Origin of the sequence: Methylosinus sp. H3A (genome assembly GCF_015709455.1) — a bacterium.
GTDB lineage: Bacteria > Pseudomonadota > Alphaproteobacteria > Rhizobiales > Beijerinckiaceae > Methylosinus.
The window spans coordinates 64,105-83,669 of record NZ_JADNQW010000005.1 but is presented as its reverse complement, the minus strand read 5'-3'; the positions used below and the strand labels follow the sequence as shown (position 1 = coordinate 83,669).

The window sequence follows — 19,565 nt, the reverse complement described above, 5'->3', positions numbered from 1 at the left end:
CTCAGAATGACGCCGTGACGCCGGCAAAGATCGTTCGCGGCGCGCCGACATAATAGGAGGTGCTGCTGAGATTCGTCTCATTGACGGAGATCGAGCTGATATAGCGATGATCGAAGAGATTGGTGACGCCAGCCGAGACGGTCATCGGCGCGAGGCCGAGCTTCGTGCCGAATTCGTAAGAGGCGGTGACGTCGACGATGGCGAAGGGGCTCACCGCCTGCGTATTGTCGGCGAGGCCATAGCGTGTGCTGTTGAAGCGGAAAACGGGTGTGATCTCGAAGTCGTCGCGGTGATAGCTCGCCGCGAGCTTGGCCTGATAGCGCGGCGTATAGGGTGTCTGCTTGCCGCCGATCTGCATCATGGAGGACGAGCCGGCGACGATATCCGCCACATAGGTCTCGGCGGCGATCGTCGCGCTGCCGGTGAGCGTCAGCCATTCATTCGCTTTCCAATTCGTCTCGAGCTCGAAACCGCGGCCGACGGTCGCGGCGTTGCTCTGATAATAGCTCTGCCCGACGGCGGGATCATAGACGAGCACTTCCTTCTTATGCGTCCAGAAGCCGAAGAAGGTTGGCGCGATCGTCACATCGCCGCTCTGATACCGCAGGCCGACATCGACGGCGTCGACGGTCTCGGGACGAATCCGCCCCATGAGCGTCGCGAGCGTGATTCCCTTGGCCAGAAAGGCGGCTTCCGCGCCGAGGAAGGAGCTCGCCTGCGGTCCCCAATCCGGGCGACCGACTTTGCGCGAATAGCTCGCGCTGGCGCTCCATTCCTCGGAGAGGCGATGACGCAGGCCGAGATTGGGCAGCCATTCGTAATAGGTCACCTCCGGCGCGCCGGCGTTCGCATCCGGCGCCGGATGGAAGCCCCACACATCGTCGTAGGTGACGTCCGGCAGCCTGGTTCGGTTGAAATATTGCAGATGCGGCGTGCTCTCTATGTGCAGGCGCAAGCCGCCGGAGACGGTCGTCGCTCCGAAGGTCTGCGTATATTGCGTGTAAGGGCTCACGAATTTGTGTGTGTCGCTCGTCGCGAGAGTGGACCAGCTGGCGAAATTCAGCGTGCCGAGCGGCGTGACCGTATAGAGCTTCTGATGCAGCGGCGGCGGCTCGGGCTCCGCCGACTGGCCCCAGAAGCCGAGCGCGAAATCGGCGTCCCAGGGCAGATGCTTGCGATATTCGATCGTCCCGCCGAGATTGTAATTGCTGACCGGCCACAGGCGGACGCTCGCGCCGGAGGTCGTCTCCTGATAGCCCGTGTTGCGCCAGTAATAGGGCTTCAGCACGATCGATTGCGTAGGATCGATATGATAGGCGATCTCCGCGAAGATCGCATTGGTGACATAGCGCGTGCGATTGAATGCGTAATAGCTCGCGTCGACGCCGGATTTTCCGGTGAAGCTCGTATTGTAGTCGAAGAAGGCCGTTGCGCCGAGGTTTTGCGTCTGCACGAAAGTCAGAGGCAGATAGGTGTTCGCCTTCTGATCGTTGTGAACGCCATAGACAGCGACCTCGAGCTGGTCGCCGAGCGATTGCGTGAGGCCGAAGGCGACATTCTTGCGCCGCGCGTCGCCGTCGCCCTTCCATTTCTCGGCGTCGGAAATCGAGCCGGAGACGAAGAAGGAGGTTCCGGTCGGCAGACGGCCGGAGTCGATGCGGGCGAAGGTGCGGTGAAAGCCGTTCGATCCTGCGCCCTGGGAGATCGTCCCGCTCAATTTTTCCTTGGGCGGAAGAAGGTTGAGATCGAGCACGCCCGCAGCGTTGGCGAAACCGAGTCCCTGATTGGCGGGAATGCTTCCGCGGTAGAGATCGACGCGGCCGATGTCGTCGAGATCGAACAGATCGGCGCCGCCGACGATGCCCTGGATCGGCAGGCCGTTGATGGTTCGCGCCAGAAAAAAATCCGACACGCCGCGCACGGTGATGCTGCGGTTGAAGGAGAGACCATAGGGGTCGGCGGAATCCTCGATGACGCTCGGCAGCATATCGAGCGCCTTATAGGAGCTCGCCTGCGCCGGGCCGCCGAGAATCTGTATGCCTGCCCGCGTCACCGAGCTCTTGGGAGTCGGCGCATTGTCGGTCGCCGGATCGCTCAGCGCATCGCCGGGATGCGCGGATCGAAACGGATCGTGGGAGGCTTTCGCCCCGGCGATCCGTGGAGCGCTTTCGCCGCCGACGTCGATTGTCGGCAGCTCTTCGAGGCCCAGGGCAGGGGAGGCGATGCAGAGAAGAGCTAGGATGGATACGCCATATACATAGCTTTCCATGACACGAAATGGCTTCAGATTTCGTTTCATTTGCAGTCCCCCATTCCGTGTCGGAGCATATTCGTCATATAGTAGCGCTATATAGACACGGTCGGCATCTGTCTATGGCCGAGTTCGCGTTTGCCCGCGATTAAAAAAATGCCTATTTTCCAACATCATGCCTCAATTCTCGTCATATCGATCGCAAAGACGTCAATGTGCCGAATGGGCGGACGAACGTCGCGGAGAGACGTCGATCGGCGCGGTTGCGCTCGAGGTTATTATCGATCCGTCCAAACAAAGCACAATAAAATGCTCGAGCTATGAATGTATTGTTGGATTTCTGTCGCTCGCGGACGGAGCGTCTGCGCAGGGAGGACGCTCTATATCGGCATGCTCGACGAGCAGATTTAGACGCACGACTTCGAGCGCTTGGCGCGCTGGACGCTATCGCTTTGCTCGAGCCGTCAAATTTTCGAAATCACGCCGAGTTCTGCGAAATCGATCGCAGGAAATTCCAACCGACCTGCGTCCCGTCGACGACCAACGTTGACCCTCGGCGGCGTCGGGACGATAGTGCGTCAACGTCTCCGCGTAATCGCGGTAAGCGCCTGTTTTCCCTGTGAGAGGTTCAGAAATGTCCGCCTATGTGAAAATCGAAGCATTGTCTTTCGGCGAGGCGGAGCGGCGCTTGTCGGCGGCTCCGGAGGAGGGCGGCAGACCTCTCGTCCTGATCGTTCTCGCCGGCGCCAAGCTCCGCTTCGGCTCGGAATCAGAAACGATCCTGAAAGAGACGCTTCCCCAACTGACGCGCGCCGCCGCCGCGGCGAAATTCACAGGCAAGCGCGGAACGTCGCTCGATCTCTACGCCCCTCAGGGGCTGCCTGCGGTCGGCCGCCTGCTCGTTCTCGGCGTCGGCGCCGCCTCGGAGGGCGAAGCCGCCGACAAGGTCGAGACGTTCGACGATTTCCTCGGCCTCGGCGGCCATGCGGCGGCCAAGCTCGGTCAGGGCCAGGCTGCGCTGGTCGTCTTCGATCCGCCCGAGGCCCCGGCCGATCTTTCCGCCGCGGCAGGCCAATTCGCGCTCGGAGCGGAGCTGCGCGCCTATAAGTTCGACCTCTATCGCACCAAGAAGAAGAAAGACGATTCCGAGCGCGAGGGCGCGAGCGAGGCCGCTGTGGCCATCGCCGATCCCGAAGCCGCCCGCGGCGCGATCGCGCAATCGCTGGGCCTCGCGGAGGGCGTCGTCATCGCCCGCGATCTCGTCAACGAGCCCGCCAATGTCCTCTATCCGGAGGAGTTCGCCCGCCGCGCCGCCAAGCTCGCCGATCTCGGCGTGGAAGTGGAGATTCTCGACGTGCCTGCGCTGCAGGCCCTTGGTTTCCGGGCGCTTCTCGGCGTCGGCCAGGGCTCGGCCCGTCCGAGCCGCGTGGTGATTCTACGCTGGAACGGCGGCGCCCCCGGCGCGCAGCCCGTCGCCTTCGTGGGCAAGGGCGTCTGCTTCGACACCGGCGGCATTTCCATCAAGCCGGCGGCCAGCATGGAGGATATGAAGGGCGATATGGCCGGCGCCGCGGCGGTGACTGGCCTTCTCCATGCGCTCGCGACGCGCAAGGCCAAGGCCAATGTCATCGGCGTGCTCGGCCTCGTCGAGAACATGCCCTCGGGAGAGGCGCAGAGGCCGGGCGACATCGTCACCTCGCTGTCGGGCCAGACGATCGAGATCATCAATACCGACGCGGAAGGCCGGCTCGTGCTCGCCGACGCGCTCTGGCATGTGAAGGACAAATACAAGCCGGCCTTCATCATCGATCTCGCGACGCTGACGGGCGCTATTCTGGTGGCGCTGGGGCAGGAGCATGCGGGCCTCTTCTCCAACAATGACGAGCTGGCGGGTCGCATCCTCGAGGCCGGCAAGGCGACGGGCGAGAAGCTCTGGCGCCTGCCGATGGGCCCAGCCTATGACAAGCTCATCGATTCGAAATTCGCCGATATGAAGAACACGGGCGGCCGCCACGCCGGCTCGATCACGGCGGCGCAATTTTTGGAGCGATTCGTCGACAAGACGCCCTGGGCGCATCTCGACATAGCCGGGACCGGCATGGGCTCGCCGAGCTCGGACATCAACCAGAGCTGGGCTTCTGGCTGGGGCGTGCGGCTGCTCGACCGTCTGGTGAAGGATTATTACGAAGGCTGACAAGCGCGCCGCCCCGCCGACCGTCGGCAGGGCGGCAAGTCGCCGATGGCGCGGCGGATAACCTCTGTCGGATAACCTCTTGCTCGACCGACCGGAGCAGTCTATAGACCCCCTCGTCCGCTCCCTTCGTCTAGTGGCCCAGGACGTCGCCCTCTCACGGCGAAAACACCGGTTCGAGTCCGGTAGGGAGCGCCACGGTTTAAAAACTATTATTTTTCAATTAGTTACGAGATTTCGGCAGACCGAAAAATCGGCCTGAATGCCGAATAAATCCCGACGGAATGACGAAAATCCGGCCCTCCGATTCGAGCCTAAAAGTCGATGTAAGGTTTAGGTTCACGGCACTCGATGGGCTTGGCGATGGCGGCTAGAGTAGGGGGCCTTTGGAGCCCCCTCTTAACCATGTCGGAAGATTTTTTGGGGAAATCGCTTCGCGTAGACGTCAGCCCCTTGACAATCTGGTATCGACTTTATCGGCTTCGTCACGCTTAGGCTCTATGTTCCATAATCTGTTTTAGTGTTGCGTCGTGCGAGCGGCTTGGCGGGGTCGGGACCATGCGGCAGATCGATGATCTCGGCGAGATCGTGTTCATTGGCGGCGGCGAAATCGGCGATATCGACGCAATTCTTGGCCCCGCACAGCGTCGCCATCAGGGCGACGAACAGCATAGACGCGCAATCGTGCCGGGCGTTGATGTCGCGAGGATCGTGAACTTGGCGGAAAATCGAGATGAGAGCCTGCACGGGAGCCTCCCCGAATCGAGAAGCCTCCTGAATGAATCCTTCTCTACCTCCCGCGCAATGCCCTTATACTCATCTGCGATTCCCCTGCCTACTGAGGAGGCCAGCGAGAGCTGGCATGAGGGATTAGGAAGAGCCGGCCTCGCCTATTTGGACAGCGCTCCGCGAAAATAAGGTGGAATCCTGCCGGGGTTTGCCGAACGCGGGGCTTTCGCGATTTTGTTGCGGTGTCGGGAGGGCGTAGGCCGAGCAGACGGGGCGGAGCGAGAGGGCGGCCAACCACAACTCCCGACGCAATCGGTACGGCGCAAGAAACCTGGGAATGAGAAGGAGGCGGGTCGCCGACCCGGCGCCCTCGGCCCAGCGGCCGAGGAAAATAGCCGGCTCCGCCCCAGTGGGACCGAACCCGAGGGCCGCACGCGCTCGGCGATCAACATTATGATGTTGCTATATTTTTGTCTCGCTCTAGCTTCGGCTGGCCACGAATGCCCGGCCGACGGGAGACGGCGCCCGGCGGCGTGATGTCTTCGCAACGCAGGGCGGAGCGGTCGTCGGACTTGGGGCGCAAGGTGAGCGCTCGCCCCGGCGGCGTTCGGCCGACAGAGCGCCGGCGAGGCGCTTCGCCCAGGAAAAGCCTCGAGCGCGAGGCAGCTTCTATCGGGCGCGACGGACCTCGGCGCCGGCCTCGGCTTGCGCCGCGGCGGCGGAGCGTCTAGCGAAGCGGCTCGGAATATGGGGCGCGCCGGACCGGGGAGCGCGGCGCATGGGGGAGGGGCGGCGACAGGCGATGGCGATCGATTCCGCGCGACATATGCCGCCGTCGCCCCGCCGCGCGAGGTCCGCATGATCGGAGCCACGATCACGCGCTATCTGGCGGCGCGATTCGCCAAGACGATCATGGCGATCTTCGTCACCATGTTCTGCCTCATGTTCGTCGTCTATTTCGTGGAGCTGCTGCGGCGCGCCGGCGACATTCCGCAGGCCGGCGCCGGCACGGTGGCGCTGATGACGGTCCTGCGCGTGCCGGCGACGGCGGAGATGATTCTCCCCTTCGCAGTGCTGTTCGGCTCCATGGCGACTTTCGTCGATCTGACCCGCAAGCTCGAGCTCGTCGTGGCGCGCGCCTCCGGCATGTCGGTCTGGCAGTTCCTGCTGCCGCCGGCGCTGGTCGCGGGGACGATCGGGGTCGTCTCGGTCACGCTCTATAATCCGGTCTCGGCGAATATGAAGATGCGCTCGGATCAGATGGAGCTCGATCTCTTCGGCGTCGAAGGCAGCGTGCGCGTCGACCATGGCAAATGGTTCCGTCTCAACGGCGTCGACGGCCAGGCGATCATGCATGCGGTCAATGTGCGGGCGGGGGGCCTCGCGCTCGACGGGATCAGCGTCAATGTCTATCAGAAGGACGGCGTCTTCCTCGAGCGCGTCGAGGCGGCGCGCGCCAGGCTGCTCGCCGGGGTCTTCGTGCTCGAGGACGCCCGCGTCAGCGCGCCGGGCGAAGAATCGCGTGCGGTCGGCTCCTATCTGCTGGCGACCGATCTGACGCCCGAGCAGCTCGCCTCGGCGGCGACACCGCCGCAGGGGGCGCCCTTCTGGGATCTGCCGCGGCTCGGCGACAGCACGCGCGACGCGGGCCTCGACGCCACCGGCTACACGCTGCAGTTTCAGACACTTCTGGCGCGGCCGCTACTGCTCGTCGCCATGGTTCTCGTCGCCGCTTCCTTTTCATTAAGATTCTTTCGATTTGGCGGAATCGCACGGACCATTTCGGGTGGCGTCGTATCGGGCTTCGTGCTTTATATCGGCACGAAAATCTTTTCCGATCTGGGTGGCGCAGGCGTCATCAGCCCGCTGGTCGCTGCTTGGTCTCCTGCTCTTGTCGGAAGCATGTTGGGTGCGCTCGCTCTTTTGCATTCGGAGGACGGCTGATGGGCCTTCGCCGTCGTCGCCGCTCTCGCGAAACTAAGCTGGAGGCGGAGCTCGCTCGCTCCGCGCCCGCGCGTTCGCGTATCGTCTCTAGGCTCTTCCCCGTTCTGGCGGCGCTCATCGCCGCGGCGCCCGTTGCCGCACGCGCGCAGCCGCTCGCCGTTCCGCCGCCCGAGAGCGCGCAGCGCATGGTGGTGGAGGCCAAGGAGCTCGCCTATGACGAGCGCCGCAACATCGTCACCGCGCGGGGCGCGGTGCAGATCTATTACAAGGGCCGGGTGCTGGAGGCGGATCGCGTCGTCTATGACCGCAATACGCAGCGCGTCTTCGCGGAAGGCCACGCCAAGCTGACCGAGAAGGACGGAACGGTCGCCTACGCCGATCGCTTCGACTTCACCGACGACTTCAAGAACGGCTTCATCGACAGCCTGCAGGTCGAGAGCGCCGAAAGCACCCATTTCACCTCGCCCCACGCGGAGCGCACGGGCGAGGTCATGACCTTCGAGCAGGGCTCCTATACGGCCTGCGACGCTTGCCAGGACGATCCGAGCAAGCCGCGGCTGTGGATGGTCCACGCCAAGCGCATCATCCACGACAATGACGAGAAGGTGATCTATTACGAGGACGCCTCGCTCGAGCTGTTCGGGACGCCGATCGCCTATGTCCCCTATTTCTGGTCGGCCGACCCTTCGGTGAAGCGCAAATCGGGCTTCCTCAATCCGCAGCTGACCTATCGCCAGCAGCTCGGCCTCGGCATCGGCGTGCCCTATTACTGGGCGCTCGCGCCCGATTACGACCTCACTGTCACGCCGACGGGCTTCACCCGGCAGGGGCCTTTCCTCTCGGCGGAATTCCGCCACCGGCTGGAGAACGGCTCCTATATCATCCGCGCCGAGGGCACGCATGTCAGCGACCCCAGCGCCTTCACCATCGCGCCCTATGGCGCGCGCAACGAGCGTTGGCGCGGCTCGGTTTATTCGAATGGCGAGTTCGCGATCAACGACTATTGGCGCTTCGGCTGGGACATCACCGCGCTCAGCGATCGCTATTTCCTGCAGGACTATAAGCAATATAACAGCTTTCTGCAGAACTACTTCTTCCGCGAAGCGTCCTCGACCGTCTATTTGACCGGGCAGGGACCGCGGAGCTATTTCGATCTGCGCGGCTACTACTTCCAAGGCCTGTCGGCCAATGACGTGCAGGCGCAGCAGCCGGTCGTGCATCCTCTGCTCGACTATAATCGCGCTTTCGACGTCGATCCCGCCAAGACCTTCGGCATAGGCGGCGAGATCACGCTGGACGCCAATTTCACCAGCACCTCGGCGAGCATCGCCAATTACGAGTCGATCCAGCCGCGCACGCTCGATTCGCTCTATGGCCTCTACAATGTCTGCCAGCTCTACTCGCCGTCGGTCGACCCTTACAAGAGCGGCTGTCTGCTGCGCGGCATCGGCGGCGACTATCAGCATGCGACGGCGATGGCCTCCTGGCGGCGCCGGATCATCGATCCCATCGGCGGCGCCTGGACGCCCTTCGCCTTCACGCGCGTGACGGGCTCCTATCTCGACTATGACACGAACAATTCCTACGCCGCCTACAACAGCATGGGTCAGCCGATCCCCAATTCCGCGCAGTCGCTGTTCGTCAATGGCGCGGACAGCGTGTTTCGCGGGCAGGCGACGCCGGGCGGCGGCGTCGAATGGCGCTATCCCATCCTCGCCCGCAGCAATCTCGGCGATCTCGTCGTCGAGCCGATCGCCCAGGTGGTGGCGCGGCCGAACCAGTCGTCGATCCCCTCGCTCGTCAATATGGACGCGCAGAGCCTCGTCTTCGACGATTCGAATCTGTTCGAATGGAGCAAATATTCCGGCTACGATCGTTTCGAGACCGGCACGCGCGTCAATTATGGCGGCCAGGGCACGCTGACCTTCGCCAATGGCGGCTTCGTCAACGCGCTCGTCGGCCAATCGCGGCAACTGGCCGGCAAGAACGGCTATTCCACCGCCGACGCGGCAAATGTGGGCCTCTCCTCCGGCCTCGACACGCGCACCTCGGACTGGGTCGGCCGTCTCGCCGTCGCGCCCTCGTCCTTCTTCAGCATCGTCGGCAAGGGGCGTTTCGATCCGGACGGATTGCGCGGACGCCGCATCGACGTCGTCGCCTCGTTCAAGCTCGATCCGCTCACGGTCAATCTGCAATACGCCAATTACGCGTCGCAGCCGGTCATCGGCTTCGACCAGCGCCGCCAGGGCATGTCCGTGAACGGCCGCTACGATATCACCAAGAATTATTTCCTCACCGGCTCCGCCACCTTCGACATGAGCCGCTATCTCTATAATTCCTTGACCATATCTCCGGCGAGCAATATCACGCTGACCGGCAGCACCATCACGGGATCGGCACCTTTGTTCTCGGTCGCCGCGCTGGGCCTCGGGGGCGGCTACAAGGACGAGTGCACCACTTTTTCGATCAATTATTCGTCGGTCTTCCAAGGGAACACCTCGACCGGGCTCTCGCGGAACCAGACGATCATGGTGTCGTTGCAATTGCGCACGCTGGGCGACGCCAAGTTCAACTATGGGCTCGGCTCGCTCCAACTCAACGACGGCGTGCGCACACTGCCCTGACGAGCGAACGTCGCCGCGACGTTCCGAACCCTTCGAGGAGATCCCCATGCGGCTCGCCCAATTTTTTGACGGAAGCGCTCTGGCCCGCGCCACTGTCGCCGCGGTCGTCGGCCTCGCCGTCGTCGCGCCGCTGCGCGCGCAGACCGCCGTCCCGCAAAAAGCCGAGATCGAGAAGATCGTCCACGACTATCTGATCGCCAATCCGGAAGTGATTCGCGACGCGATCGACGAGCTCGATCGCCGCCAGAAGGTCGCCGAGGCCGATTCCCGGCAGAAGGCCGTGACTCAGAGCGCCGACCGGCTGTTCAATTCGCCCAATCAGGCGGTGATCGGCAATCCGTCGGGCGACGTCACTCTGGTCGAGTTTTTCGACTATAATTGCGGCTATTGCAAACGCGCGCTGGACGATGTCGCCAAGCTCATCGACGGCGACTCGAAGCTGCGCGTCGTGCTGAAGGATTTCCCCGTGCTCGGCGCCGGCTCGGTCGAGGCGGCCGAGATCGCGACCGCCCTGCGTCTGCAGTTCAAGCCGGAGAAATTCTACGAATTCCACCGCAAGCTGCTCAATACGCGCGGCTCGGTCGGCAAGGCCCAGGCGATCGCCGTCGCCAAGGAGCTGGGGGCCGACACCGCCAAGCTCGAGAAGGACGCCAAGAGCCCCGAGGTCAAGGCCTCGATCAAAGAGGTCATGGAGCTCGCCGACAGCCTCAATCTGAGCGGCACGCCCTCCTGGGTGCTGGGCAAGGAGGTCATCGTGGGCGCGGTCGGCTATCAGCCGCTCAAAGCCAAGATCGACAATGCGCGCAAATGCGGCAAGACGGTCTGCTGACGGAGGCGGGGCTTCCTTCGCGGCGGCAATGAGGCTAGAAGGGGCCCCGCCGGCGCGGCGCGCGCCCTTCGTCCAGGATCCTCATGCCCGCCGTCCACGTCATCAACGGCCCAAATCTCAATCTGCTCGGGACGCGCGAGCCCGACATTTACGGTCGCGCGACCCTCGACGATATCGAGGCGCGGCTGGCCGAGATCTGCGCCGCCCGCGGGCTCGGGCTCATATTCCGGCAGTCCAACCATGAGGGCGACCTCGTGGACTGGATCCAGGAGGCGGGCAGGGCGGGCGCGCCGGTGATTCTCAACGCTGGGGCCTTCACCCATACGTCGATCGCGCTCCACGACGCCATCAAGGGCTCGGGAGCGACGGTCGTCGAAGTGCATCTCTCCAATGTGCATGCGCGGGAGAGTTTTCGGCGGCACTCCTTCATCGCGCCCGTGGCTCGCGGCGTCATCGCCGGTTTCGGAGCCCAATCTTATGTTCTGGCGCTGGACGCTTTGTTCGATCGAGAAGAAAGAAAGACCTGAGCAATCATGGCGCGCAAAGTACAAACTCGTCGCCCTTCCACCCCCGCCGCGAAACCCAAAGCCGCCGCCGGAGCCGCCGGCGTCGACACCGAGCTGCTGCGTGAGATCGCGCGCCTGCTCGGCGACAGCGATCTGACCGAGATCGAGGTCCAGAAGGGCGATCTGCGCATTCGCGCCGCTCGCACGCCGGCCGCCGCGCCGACCCATGCGACGATCGCTCTGCCGGCCTATGCGCCGGCGCCCGTCGCTCCGCCGCAGGCGCCCGCCGCTCGGGGCGCTACGCCGGGGCCCGCCGCCGCGCCGGCCGAGCACGCCGACGCGCTGAAATCGCCCATGGTCGGCACCGCCTATCTGCGGCCGAGCCCGGACGCCAAGCCCTTCGTCGAAGTCGGCGCGCGCGTCACCGCCGGCGACAAGCTGCTGCTCATCGAGGCGATGAAGACCTTCAACGACATTGTCGCGCCCAAGGGCGGCGTGGTGACGGCGATATTGGTCGAAGACGGACAGCCGGTCGAATATGGCGAACCGCTCCTCGTGATCGAATAGGGCGGGCGCGCATGTTCGACAAGATTCTCATCGCCAATCGCGGCGAAATCGCGCTTCGTATTCTACGCGCAGCCAAGGAACTCGGCATCGCCACGGTGGCCGTGCATTCGACGGCCGACGCCGACGCCATGCATGTGAAGCTCGCCGACGAATCGGTTTGCATCGGGCCGCCGGCGGCGCGCGAATCCTATCTCAACATTCCGGCGCTGCTGTCGGCCTGCGAGATCACCGGCGCCGACGCCGTGCATCCGGGCTATGGCTTCCTCTCCGAGAACGCCCGGTTCGCCGAGATCGTCTCCGAGCACGGGCTCACCTTCATCGGGCCGAAGGCCGAGCACATTCGCCTGATGGGCGACAAGATCGAGGCCAAGGCCACGGCGCGTCGCCTCGGCATCCCCTGCGTGCCGGGCTCCGACGGGCCGATCACCGACGACAAAGAGGGCGCCGAGGTGGCCGCGAAAATCGGCTATCCCGTGCTGGTGAAGGCGGCCTCCGGCGGCGGCGGCCGCGGCATGAAGGTCGCCCGCAGCGAGGCCGAGCTGCACTCCGCCCTCGGCACCGCGCGCGCCGAGGCGAAGGCCGCTTTCGGCGATGACACCGTCTATCTCGAGAAATATCTCGACAAGCCGCGGCATATCGAAATCCAGGTGTTCGGCGACGGCAAGGGGGAGGCGATACATCTCGGCGAGCGCGACTGCTCGCTGCAGCGTCGCCATCAGAAAGTGTGGGAGGAGAGCCCTTCGCCCGCCCTCAATGACGAGCAGCGCGGCGAGATCGGCGAAGTCTGCGCCAAGGCGATGCGCGAAATTCAATACGCCGGCGCCGGCACGATCGAGTTTCTCTATGAGAACGGCTCCTTCTACTTCATCGAGATGAACACGCGCATCCAGGTCGAGCATCCGGTGACGGAGGCGGTGACCGGCGTCGATCTCGTCAGCGAGCAGATTCGCGTCGCAGCCGGCTCGCCTCTGTCGCTGCGGCAGGAGGATATCTGGTTCTGGGGCCATGCGATCGAATGTCGCGTGAACGCCGAGCATCCGTCGAGCTTTCGGCCCTCGCCCGGACGCATCGCCTATTATCATCCGCCGGGCGGCGTCGGCGTGCGCGTCGATTCCTCGGCCTATCAGGGCTATACGATCCCGCCCAATTACGATTCGCTGATCGGCAAGCTCATCGTCCACGGCCGCAACCGCACCGAGGCGCTGATGCGTCTGCGGCGCTCGCTGGACGAGTTCATCATCGACGGCGTCGACACGACGCTGCCATTGTTCCGCACGCTGGTGCGCAACGCAGACGTTCAGAACGGGGTCTACGACATCCACTGGCTCGAGCATTTTCTGGCGACGGGCGGCATAGATCCGAGCTTCTGATCGGCGTGCTCAGCGCGGCGTGCGGCGGCCGGGCAGGGCGCAGACGGCGGTGAGCGCGGCCTGCAAATCCGCCCTCTCCGCGCATGTCGCCTCCGCGAGCAGAACGCGCCATAGGCCGCTCTCGGACCACCGCAGAAACTGCCGGTAGACCGAGCTCCAATTGCCGAATTCTGGAGGCAGGTCTCTCCAGGCGGCTCCCGTCAGCGCGATCCAGAGCACGCCATCAATGACGCGGCGATGGTCGCGCGGCGGTCGTCCGCGCTTTGCCCCCGTTTCGATGACGAAGCGCGCGCAGAGCGCCCATTCGTCGTCGTCTAGTCGATCGTCGATCACCTTGGTCTCTATCGGCTGCGCCGACGGCCGGGCGCGGCGTCGCTCGCCGCCGCCGGAGCTCTCCCAATGTGATCGTCTAGACTGGACATGCGTTCCCCCCGAAAATCCTCGACTCGCGCCGAGAACGCCGCGCCCTTCCCTATATCGGGCGCGTTCGGGGCGTATCCCCCAAATGGAGGAGATGGCAGGGAAGAAGGGGCGGCTCAGGGCAGCGTCGCGCCCGACAGCAGCCGGACGAGGTCGACCTGGCGCGAGACGCCCGTCTTTGCGAAAACAGCTCTGAGCTGGGTCCGAACGGTCTCCGCCGAGACGCCGTGCGCGCCGGCGATCTCGGAGGCTGGCCGGCCCGCGGCGATGGCGCGCGCGACACGCGCTTCGGCGGGGGTGAGATCGAACAGGCCCTGGAGCAGAGCGGCGTCGGGAGTCGCGCCGATCGTCAATTCGGTGACGATCAGCAATATGTCGCCGGCCGCGAACACATCCTGAGCCGCGCCGCGGATCGGCGCGAGATGCAGGACCAGCGGCCGGTTCCCCTCTCGAGCGGGAACCGGCAGGGATTGCAGGCCCGCCGGCGCGCCGACGATGCGCAGCCGGGCGAGCGCCTGCGCGAACAGCGCATCGACGCGCATATCGGTGATGATGGCGCGTTCGCGCCGATCCTGCACCAGCGACGGGACGAAGCGCGCGAACAGATCATTGGCGAGCAGCAGCCGGTGCGACCGCGACAGCACGGCCGCCGGCAGGCCTAGGGCGCGCATGGTCTCGGCGGCGGCGCGCGCCCGCTCGAGGCCGAGTCGTGCGGCGATGAGCGCAGCGCGGGCGAGATGGCCGCCGATCGCATCCAGAGAATCGAGCATGGCGCGATCGAAGGGACCATCGGCGAAGCGCTTCTCCCAGCTGAAGATGAGCGTGTCGCCCGTGGGCGGGATGGCGATCTTGCCAGCGCACCAGCCGAGGCCCTGGCTCCGCAAATAGGCATAGGTCGGATCGGCGTCCATCTCCTCGGGCGAGAACAGCTCGTGATCGCTGACGAAACCCGCGGCGTTGAAGGCGCGTCCGCGCGCCGGACGCGGATTGCGCGCCGCCCATCCTCGTTCGACGAATTCGGCGAACATGGGCGCCATGCGCGGCGACGCCGTCCAACCCGAAAATTGCGCATTGGTCGCGAATAAAATGCCGCCGACGGAGCCGCTGAGCGTGGAGATCGCGTCGAGAACCTCCGGCCAGAACTCCGGAACGACGGCGGCCTCGTAGATGCGGTCGGCCAGGGCTTCGAATTTCGACATGGGCGACGTCCGCGACGATCGAAAACGGCGGAAGCAATACTTCCGCCGCTCGGCTTCGAACGAGAGCCTCGGCCGCGCGCGATTCCGTCGCTACGCTTCGCGGGCGCGGCCCAGCTGCTCGTCGAAATAAGCGATGGTGCGCAGCAACCCCTCGCGCAATTGAATTGTGGGCCCCCAGCCGAGCAGGCGCTCCGCGGCGGAAATATCCGGCCGACGCTGCTTGGGATCGTCCGCCGGAAGCGGCTCGAAGACGAGCTTCGACGTGGAGCCGGTGAGATCGATCACCTGCTCGGCGAGTTGCCGAATGGTGAACTCCTGGGGATTGCCGATGTTGATGGGCCCGACGACGTCGTCGGGCGAATCCATCAGCGCGGTGAAGCCGCCGATGAGATCGTCGACATAGCAGAAAGACCGTGTCTGCTGGCCTTCGCCATAGATGGTGATCGGCTCGCCCCTCAGCGCCTGCACGATGAAATTAGAGACGACGCGACCGTCGCGGGCGTGCATGCGCGGTCCATAAGTATTGAAGATGCGCACGACTTTGATCTTCAGCCTATGCTGCCGGTGATAGTCGAAGAACAAGGTCTCGGCGCAGCGCTTCCCTTCGTCATAGCAGGCGCGGGGTCCGAGGGGATTGACGTTGCCCCAATAGGATTCCGGTTGCGGATGCACGGAAGGATCGCCGTAGACTTCGGATGTCGACGCCTGGAACACTTTGGCCTTCACCCGCTTGGCGAGGCCGAGCATGTTGATCGCGCCGATCACGCTGGTCTTGGTCGTCTGCACCGGATCGAACTGATAATGGATCGGTGAGGCGGGGCAGGCGAGATTATAAATCTCGTCGACTTCGACGAACAGCGGATGGGTGACGTCATGGCGTAGCAGCTCGAAATTCTCATGGTCGAGCAGATGGTGGATATTCTTGCGCTGGCCGGTGAAGAAATTATCGACGCAGAGAACCTCGTGTCCCGCCGCGATCAATCGCTCGCACAGATGCGAACCGAGAAAACCCGCGCCGCCCGTGACCAGAATCCTGCGGTTTTCCATGCGAGCGCCCTAGGTGATCTTAAAAAACAGCGTGTTCTCGCATTTCGATTCCGCTGCGTTGCTATTTCAAATAGCATCTCGTCCCATTGGGCGCAACGCCGCGGCTCTCGTTGCGACAGCTCGCCTGCGTAGGGTTTTTGCGGCCGCGCGGAGAGGTGGAGCGGATGCGTTTCGCGCACGCTCTTTTCCAGAGGAGCGCGGGAGCGTATAGAGGGTGCCGACGTCGAAACGCCAAGTCGTTCGGACGAGGCGCCGGTTTAGCTCAGCTGGTAGAGCAACTGATTTGTAATCAGTAGGTCGCGGGTTCGAATCCTGCAACCGGCACCAATAAAATCAATATCTTGCGAGGCTTTGGAAGGGTCGAGCAGCCAACGAGATTTATTTTTAGAAGCCGTTTAGAAGCCGGCGAGGATCGGGCCTTCCGGGGTGGTGGATGATCTGCCGAGCGGGCCTCCATCAGGCGTCTCTCCTTTTTCCAGGCGAAGCACCATGGCGTGGGCAAACGGTCGACGGAATGCAGGAGCAATCCGTCTCAAGTCGGCGCTCCTCATGCTCGAAGGCGAGGCGCTTTCCCGTTCCGTCAGCGCCAGAATCTCACTCGTGCACGATGGCTCCCGCGCTACGCGCTCCCGGTTCCTCCAACACGAGCGCGCTAGCCTTCGATGTGCAAAGAGGAGCCCGCGTGCGATTGGGCGAGCGCGGCGCAGGTGGCTGCAACTGCGCGGTCCACATCGTTCTCGCTCGTGCGCCAGTTCACGACGATGATGCGCATGGCGCGGCGACCGCGCCATGTCGTACCGGAAAAGAAGGCTTCGCCTGTGGCGTTGATCTTCTCGATGATTTCGTCCGTGAAGGCGTCGTTCTCTTCTGGCGTGTCGGCGATGCGATTAAATCGCACGAGGCCTTGATTCAAGCTCGCCGGAGACAGCACCTCCACACCGGCGAGGGCGCCGAGCCCATCCACCAGCGCCTCATAATGCGCGCAGCAGCGATCGATCAGGGCTTCGACTCCCTCGCGTCCCAATTCCTTCAGCGCCGCATAGACGGGGACGCCGCGTGCGCGCCGTGACCATTCGGGATTCCAGTCGATCTGATCGCGCGCGTCCGATTGCGCCGCGATATAGGCGGCGCTGGTCGTCATCGCGGCGCGATGGGCCGCGCGATCTCTGACGATCGCGATCCCGCAGTCGAAAGGGACGTTGAGCCATTTGTGGCCGTCGGTCGCCCAGCTATCGGCCAGCTCCACGCCCGATAAGCGATGGCGATGCGCGCGGCTCGCGCGTGCAAATAGCCCGAAGGCTCCGTCGATATGGACCCAGAGCCCGGCCGAATGCGCCATTGGAATGAGCTCGGCGAATCGATCGCAGGCGCCGATGTTGAGGTCGGCCGCATTCAAGACGAGGATCGCCGGACCGCCCGAGCGCGATATCGCCTGTTCCAACGCCGTCGGCGCGATCCTTCCCGAATCGTCGGTCGCGAGCGGCTGGATCGCCCGGCGGCCGAAGCCGAGAAAGCGCGCCGCGCGATCGATCGAGCCATGTCTTTCCTCACTCGCCAGAATGGTCAAACGAGGCGCGCCGAAGAGTCCGTCCTGCTCCACGTCCCATTCGGCGCGCTTCAGCAGCGCGTGGCGGGCGGCGGCGAGGCAGGTCGTATGCGCGAGCTGACAGCCGGTCGTGAAGCTGAAGGACGATTCGCGCGGCAGATCCAGCAATTCCTTGATCCATGCGCCGGCTGTGTCCTCGATGACCGAGGCGGCCGGGCTGCAGGCGTAGAGCGCCGCATTCTGATCCCATGTCGCGACCATCCAATCTGCGGCCAGCGCGGACTCCACGCCGCCTCCGATGACCCAGGCGAAAAAGCGACCGCCGGCGCTGCCGAGCATTCCGTCGCCGGCTTGGCGCGTCAACCATTCGACGACCTCTTCCGATCTGGTTCCGAACTCCGGCAGCCGTCCGTCGAAGATCGCGGTGAGGTCGTCGCGCGTCGCGCGCGCCGCCACCGGCCGCTCGTCGAGGCCATCGATCCATGCGGTCGCAGCGCGGTAGGCGCGGTCCAGAGCTTTACTCATTCGTTTCGGTCTCTCGTGGGCGTATCGGTTCGCCCTCGAGCTTAGACGCCCGACCGGAATGCGCACTCCGGAACTTGCGGTCAAATCGCGGTCGTCGTCTCGTTTGGGCGGCCGGACGGATTTGGCGGCAGGAAGCGGAGCGGCGATCCTCATCCTTCGAGGTATGTTCGCGGCGAGGACAGTTCGGACAAAAATGAAAATGGATCGACCAGCTCTCCATGCTGAAGAGATGCTTCGGGCCGTGGCGACGCGCGACAGGGCCTATGAGGGCCGGTTCCTCTATGGCGTCGAAACCACGCGAATATTCTGCCGCCCATCATGCCCATCGCGCGCCGCGAAACCGGAAAATCTCCGTTTCTTCGCGGATGTTCCAGAAGCGCAGGCGGCGGGCTATCGCGTGCACAGTCTGATCCTCCAGCCCCTGATTGAAAATGCAATCAAGCATGGCGTTGGCGCGATGGCCGGCAAGGTCAGTATTTCGCTTTCCGCCCGTCGTGAAACCGACCGGCTGCGCGTGATCGTCGAGAACGACATGCCGATGGAAACGGTCGGGCCAAAGCCCGCTGGCATGGGGGTCGGGCTGAAGAATGTCGCCGACCGCCTTCGAGCGCGGTTTCAGGATGACGGGCAATTTTCGGCCGGTCCTGCCGCACCGGGTGTCTATCGGGCGGCATTGGATATGCCGTGGAGGACGGAATGACCGAACTGACGGTTCTTGTAGTCGATGATGAGCCGCTGGCCCGGCGCCGGCTGACACGACTGTTGAAACAAGCTCGACTGGGTAAGCCATGTCGATGAGGCTGGCGATATCATGAAGGCCCGCGCGCTCGTAGAGGAGCGCGTGCCGGACATCCTCTTGCTCGATATCCAGATGCCGGGCGGCGCCGGGTTCGAATTGCTCGATGGTCTTACGGATGCTTTGCCGGCGGTCGTGTTTGTCACGGCGTTCGACCACCATGTGCCAAAAAATGGCGTCACCGTCTCTGATCGAGTCGAAGAAACCAAGCAAGGCCGCAGGCACCGATCATGTGCCGAGGCGAGAGCCCGTTTCCCGGTCTTCGGCGGCGTTGCAAAACCGTCACCCGCGCTTTGCGCCGCAGTTCCAGCCGCATCCGCTGAGCATTTGCATTCAACCATGCCGTGGCTCGCTCGATCGCCATCGCGGCGCTTACTTGACATAACGAATATCCGCGACGAGTTCCCAGCAATCTTTGGTCGGGTCAAGAAGCAATCGGCCATCGACTCGCCTTCCCCGACGGTAAGGTTTGCCGTCGAGGTCGTACGCCGTCCCCAAAATCTCCTCGCCCACATACGGTCCTCGGTAATGCACACGCGTCCACTCGACGGAAATCTGATTGCTCTGGTTCTGGTCGAACTCTATCATCACATATTCTTCTTTGTCGCCGGGCTTCGCCGGGACGGTCGTTTTCCAATAGAAATCGAACATCTGGATCGGAAATTTGTCGTAGCTCTCTTTCGGAATCGCGCTCTTCCTCGTCTCGTTCTTTTTGCTGCGTTCCTCATAATCGATCTGAGGCGCGGCGTATTTTTTTCGCACGGCTGCCGACCGGATCATCGTGGTGAACAACTCTTTATAACTCCGAGACCGGCACGCGAGCGCAGCCTGTTCGAGTTCATGCTGTTCGAGTTCAGCAATTGGATTTTCGGCGCCGCCCCATGCCGGCACGGCTGACAGAATTTGAGGCAGCGTCAGAGCGACCAAAAGTCGGCTGATGAACGAAGTCGAAGAGAAGGTGCACATTGTTCGCACTCATGTCAGATCCTGCTTGCCAGTCGAACCTATCGTCGGTGCGGGT

At 63.7% G+C, this 19,565-nt stretch carries 15 protein-coding genes, 2 tRNA genes and 1 pseudogene; 11 read left to right on the top strand and 7 right to left on the bottom strand.

What is annotated here, in order from left to right; translation table 11 throughout:
* Position 1: 1 nt before the first annotated feature.
* Positions 2–2,269, bottom strand: coding sequence for a TonB-dependent receptor (locus IY145_RS03255; protein WP_196406895.1), 2,268 nt, complete (start codon positions 2,267–2,269; stop codon positions 2–4).
* A 616-nt stretch (positions 2,270–2,885) separates the two neighbouring features.
* On the opposite strand from IY145_RS03255, the gene IY145_RS03250 reads away from it, so the two are divergent.
* Both IY145_RS03250 and IY145_RS03245 read left to right on the top strand, forming a co-directional pair.
* Positions 2,886–4,445 carry a leucyl aminopeptidase gene (locus IY145_RS03250; protein ID WP_196406894.1) on the top strand — a complete coding sequence of 520 codons (1,560 nt, stop codon included), beginning with the start codon at positions 2,886–2,888 and terminating at the stop codon, positions 4,443–4,445.
* A gap of 119 nt (positions 4,446–4,564) precedes the next feature.
* Positions 4,565–4,640, top strand: a tRNA-Glu gene (locus IY145_RS03245).
* 300 nt (positions 4,641–4,940) lie between these two features.
* On the opposite strand, the gene IY145_RS26130 is transcribed toward IY145_RS03245, so the two are convergent.
* Entirely contained in the window at positions 4,941–5,189 is a 249-nt protein-coding gene (locus IY145_RS26130) for a transposase family protein (protein WP_196406893.1), read from the bottom strand.
* A gap of 840 nt (positions 5,190–6,029) precedes the next feature.
* On the opposite strand from IY145_RS26130, the gene lptG reads away from it, so the two are divergent.
* The 6 genes from lptG (at position 6,030) to accC (ending at position 13,011) form a co-directional block, all read left to right on the top strand.
* Entirely contained in the window at positions 6,030–7,115 is a 1,086-nt protein-coding gene (gene lptG / locus IY145_RS03235; RefSeq protein WP_196406892.1) for an LPS export ABC transporter permease LptG, read from the top strand.
* The gene (locus IY145_RS03230; protein WP_196406891.1) at positions 7,115–9,739 is read left to right on the top strand and encodes an LPS-assembly protein LptD; all 2,625 of its coding nucleotides are present in this window, start codon (positions 7,115–7,117) and stop codon (positions 9,737–9,739) included. The genes lptG and IY145_RS03230 overlap by 1 nt, the downstream gene beginning before the upstream one ends.
* 46 nt (positions 9,740–9,785) lie before the next feature.
* Positions 9,786–10,568 carry a DsbA family protein gene (locus IY145_RS03225; RefSeq protein ID WP_196406890.1) on the top strand — a complete coding sequence of 261 codons (783 nt, stop codon included), beginning with the start codon at positions 9,786–9,788 and terminating at the stop codon, positions 10,566–10,568.
* A gap of 83 nt (positions 10,569–10,651) precedes the next feature.
* A complete protein-coding gene (gene aroQ, locus IY145_RS03220; protein WP_196406889.1) occupies positions 10,652–11,095 on the top strand; it encodes a type II 3-dehydroquinate dehydratase in 444 nt (147 codons plus the stop codon).
* A 6-nt stretch (positions 11,096–11,101) separates the two neighbouring features.
* Positions 11,102–11,641, top strand: coding sequence for an acetyl-CoA carboxylase biotin carboxyl carrier protein (gene accB, locus IY145_RS03215; protein ID WP_196406888.1), 540 nt, complete (start codon positions 11,102–11,104; stop codon positions 11,639–11,641).
* Between the two features lie 11 nt (positions 11,642–11,652).
* Positions 11,653–13,011: an acetyl-CoA carboxylase biotin carboxylase subunit gene (accC, locus tag IY145_RS03210; protein ID WP_196406887.1), complete on the top strand. Its 1,359-nt coding sequence runs from the start codon at positions 11,653–11,655 to the stop codon at positions 13,009–13,011.
* 9 nt (positions 13,012–13,020) lie between these two features.
* On the opposite strand, the gene IY145_RS26305 is transcribed toward accC, so the two are convergent.
* From IY145_RS26305 to IY145_RS03195, 3 genes are all read right to left on the bottom strand, one after another.
* Positions 13,021–13,344, bottom strand: a complete 324-nt coding sequence (locus IY145_RS26305; RefSeq protein WP_196406886.1) for a transposase — start codon at positions 13,342–13,344, stop codon at positions 13,021–13,023.
* Between the two features lie 203 nt (positions 13,345–13,547).
* A complete protein-coding gene (locus IY145_RS03200; protein WP_196406885.1) occupies positions 13,548–14,630 on the bottom strand; it encodes a helix-turn-helix transcriptional regulator in 1,083 nt (360 codons plus the stop codon).
* A gap of 90 nt (positions 14,631–14,720) precedes the next feature.
* Complete coding sequence (locus tag IY145_RS03195; protein WP_196406884.1) at positions 14,721–15,677, bottom strand: UDP-glucuronic acid decarboxylase family protein; 957 nt, start codon at positions 15,675–15,677, stop codon at positions 14,721–14,723.
* Between the two features lie 251 nt (positions 15,678–15,928).
* Between IY145_RS03195 and IY145_RS03190 the strand changes: the two genes are divergently transcribed.
* Positions 15,929–16,004 (top strand) — tRNA-Thr (locus tag IY145_RS03190).
* Positions 16,005–16,329: 325 nt separating this feature from the next.
* Here the strand turns inward: IY145_RS03190 and IY145_RS03185 are convergent.
* Positions 16,330–17,748, bottom strand: a complete 1,419-nt coding sequence (locus IY145_RS03185; protein WP_196406883.1) for an aminotransferase class V-fold PLP-dependent enzyme — start codon at positions 17,746–17,748, stop codon at positions 16,330–16,332.
* A 199-nt stretch (positions 17,749–17,947) separates the two neighbouring features.
* Here IY145_RS03185 and IY145_RS25565 point away from each other — a divergent pair, with 199 nt between their 5' ends.
* A complete protein-coding gene (locus IY145_RS25565) occupies positions 17,948–18,448 on the top strand; it encodes an Ada metal-binding domain-containing protein (RefSeq protein WP_246721748.1) in 501 nt (166 codons plus the stop codon).
* Positions 18,449–18,547: 99 nt separating this feature from the next.
* A pseudogene (locus IY145_RS26540) lies at positions 18,548–18,691 on the top strand (DNA-binding response regulator); the annotation flags it as partial.
* A gap of 225 nt (positions 18,692–18,916) precedes the next feature.
* On the opposite strand, the gene IY145_RS03170 reads toward IY145_RS26540, so the two are convergent.
* A complete protein-coding gene (locus IY145_RS03170; RefSeq protein ID WP_196410387.1) occupies positions 18,917–19,510 on the bottom strand; it encodes a hypothetical protein in 594 nt (197 codons plus the stop codon).
* Positions 19,511–19,565: the final 55 nt, after the last annotated feature.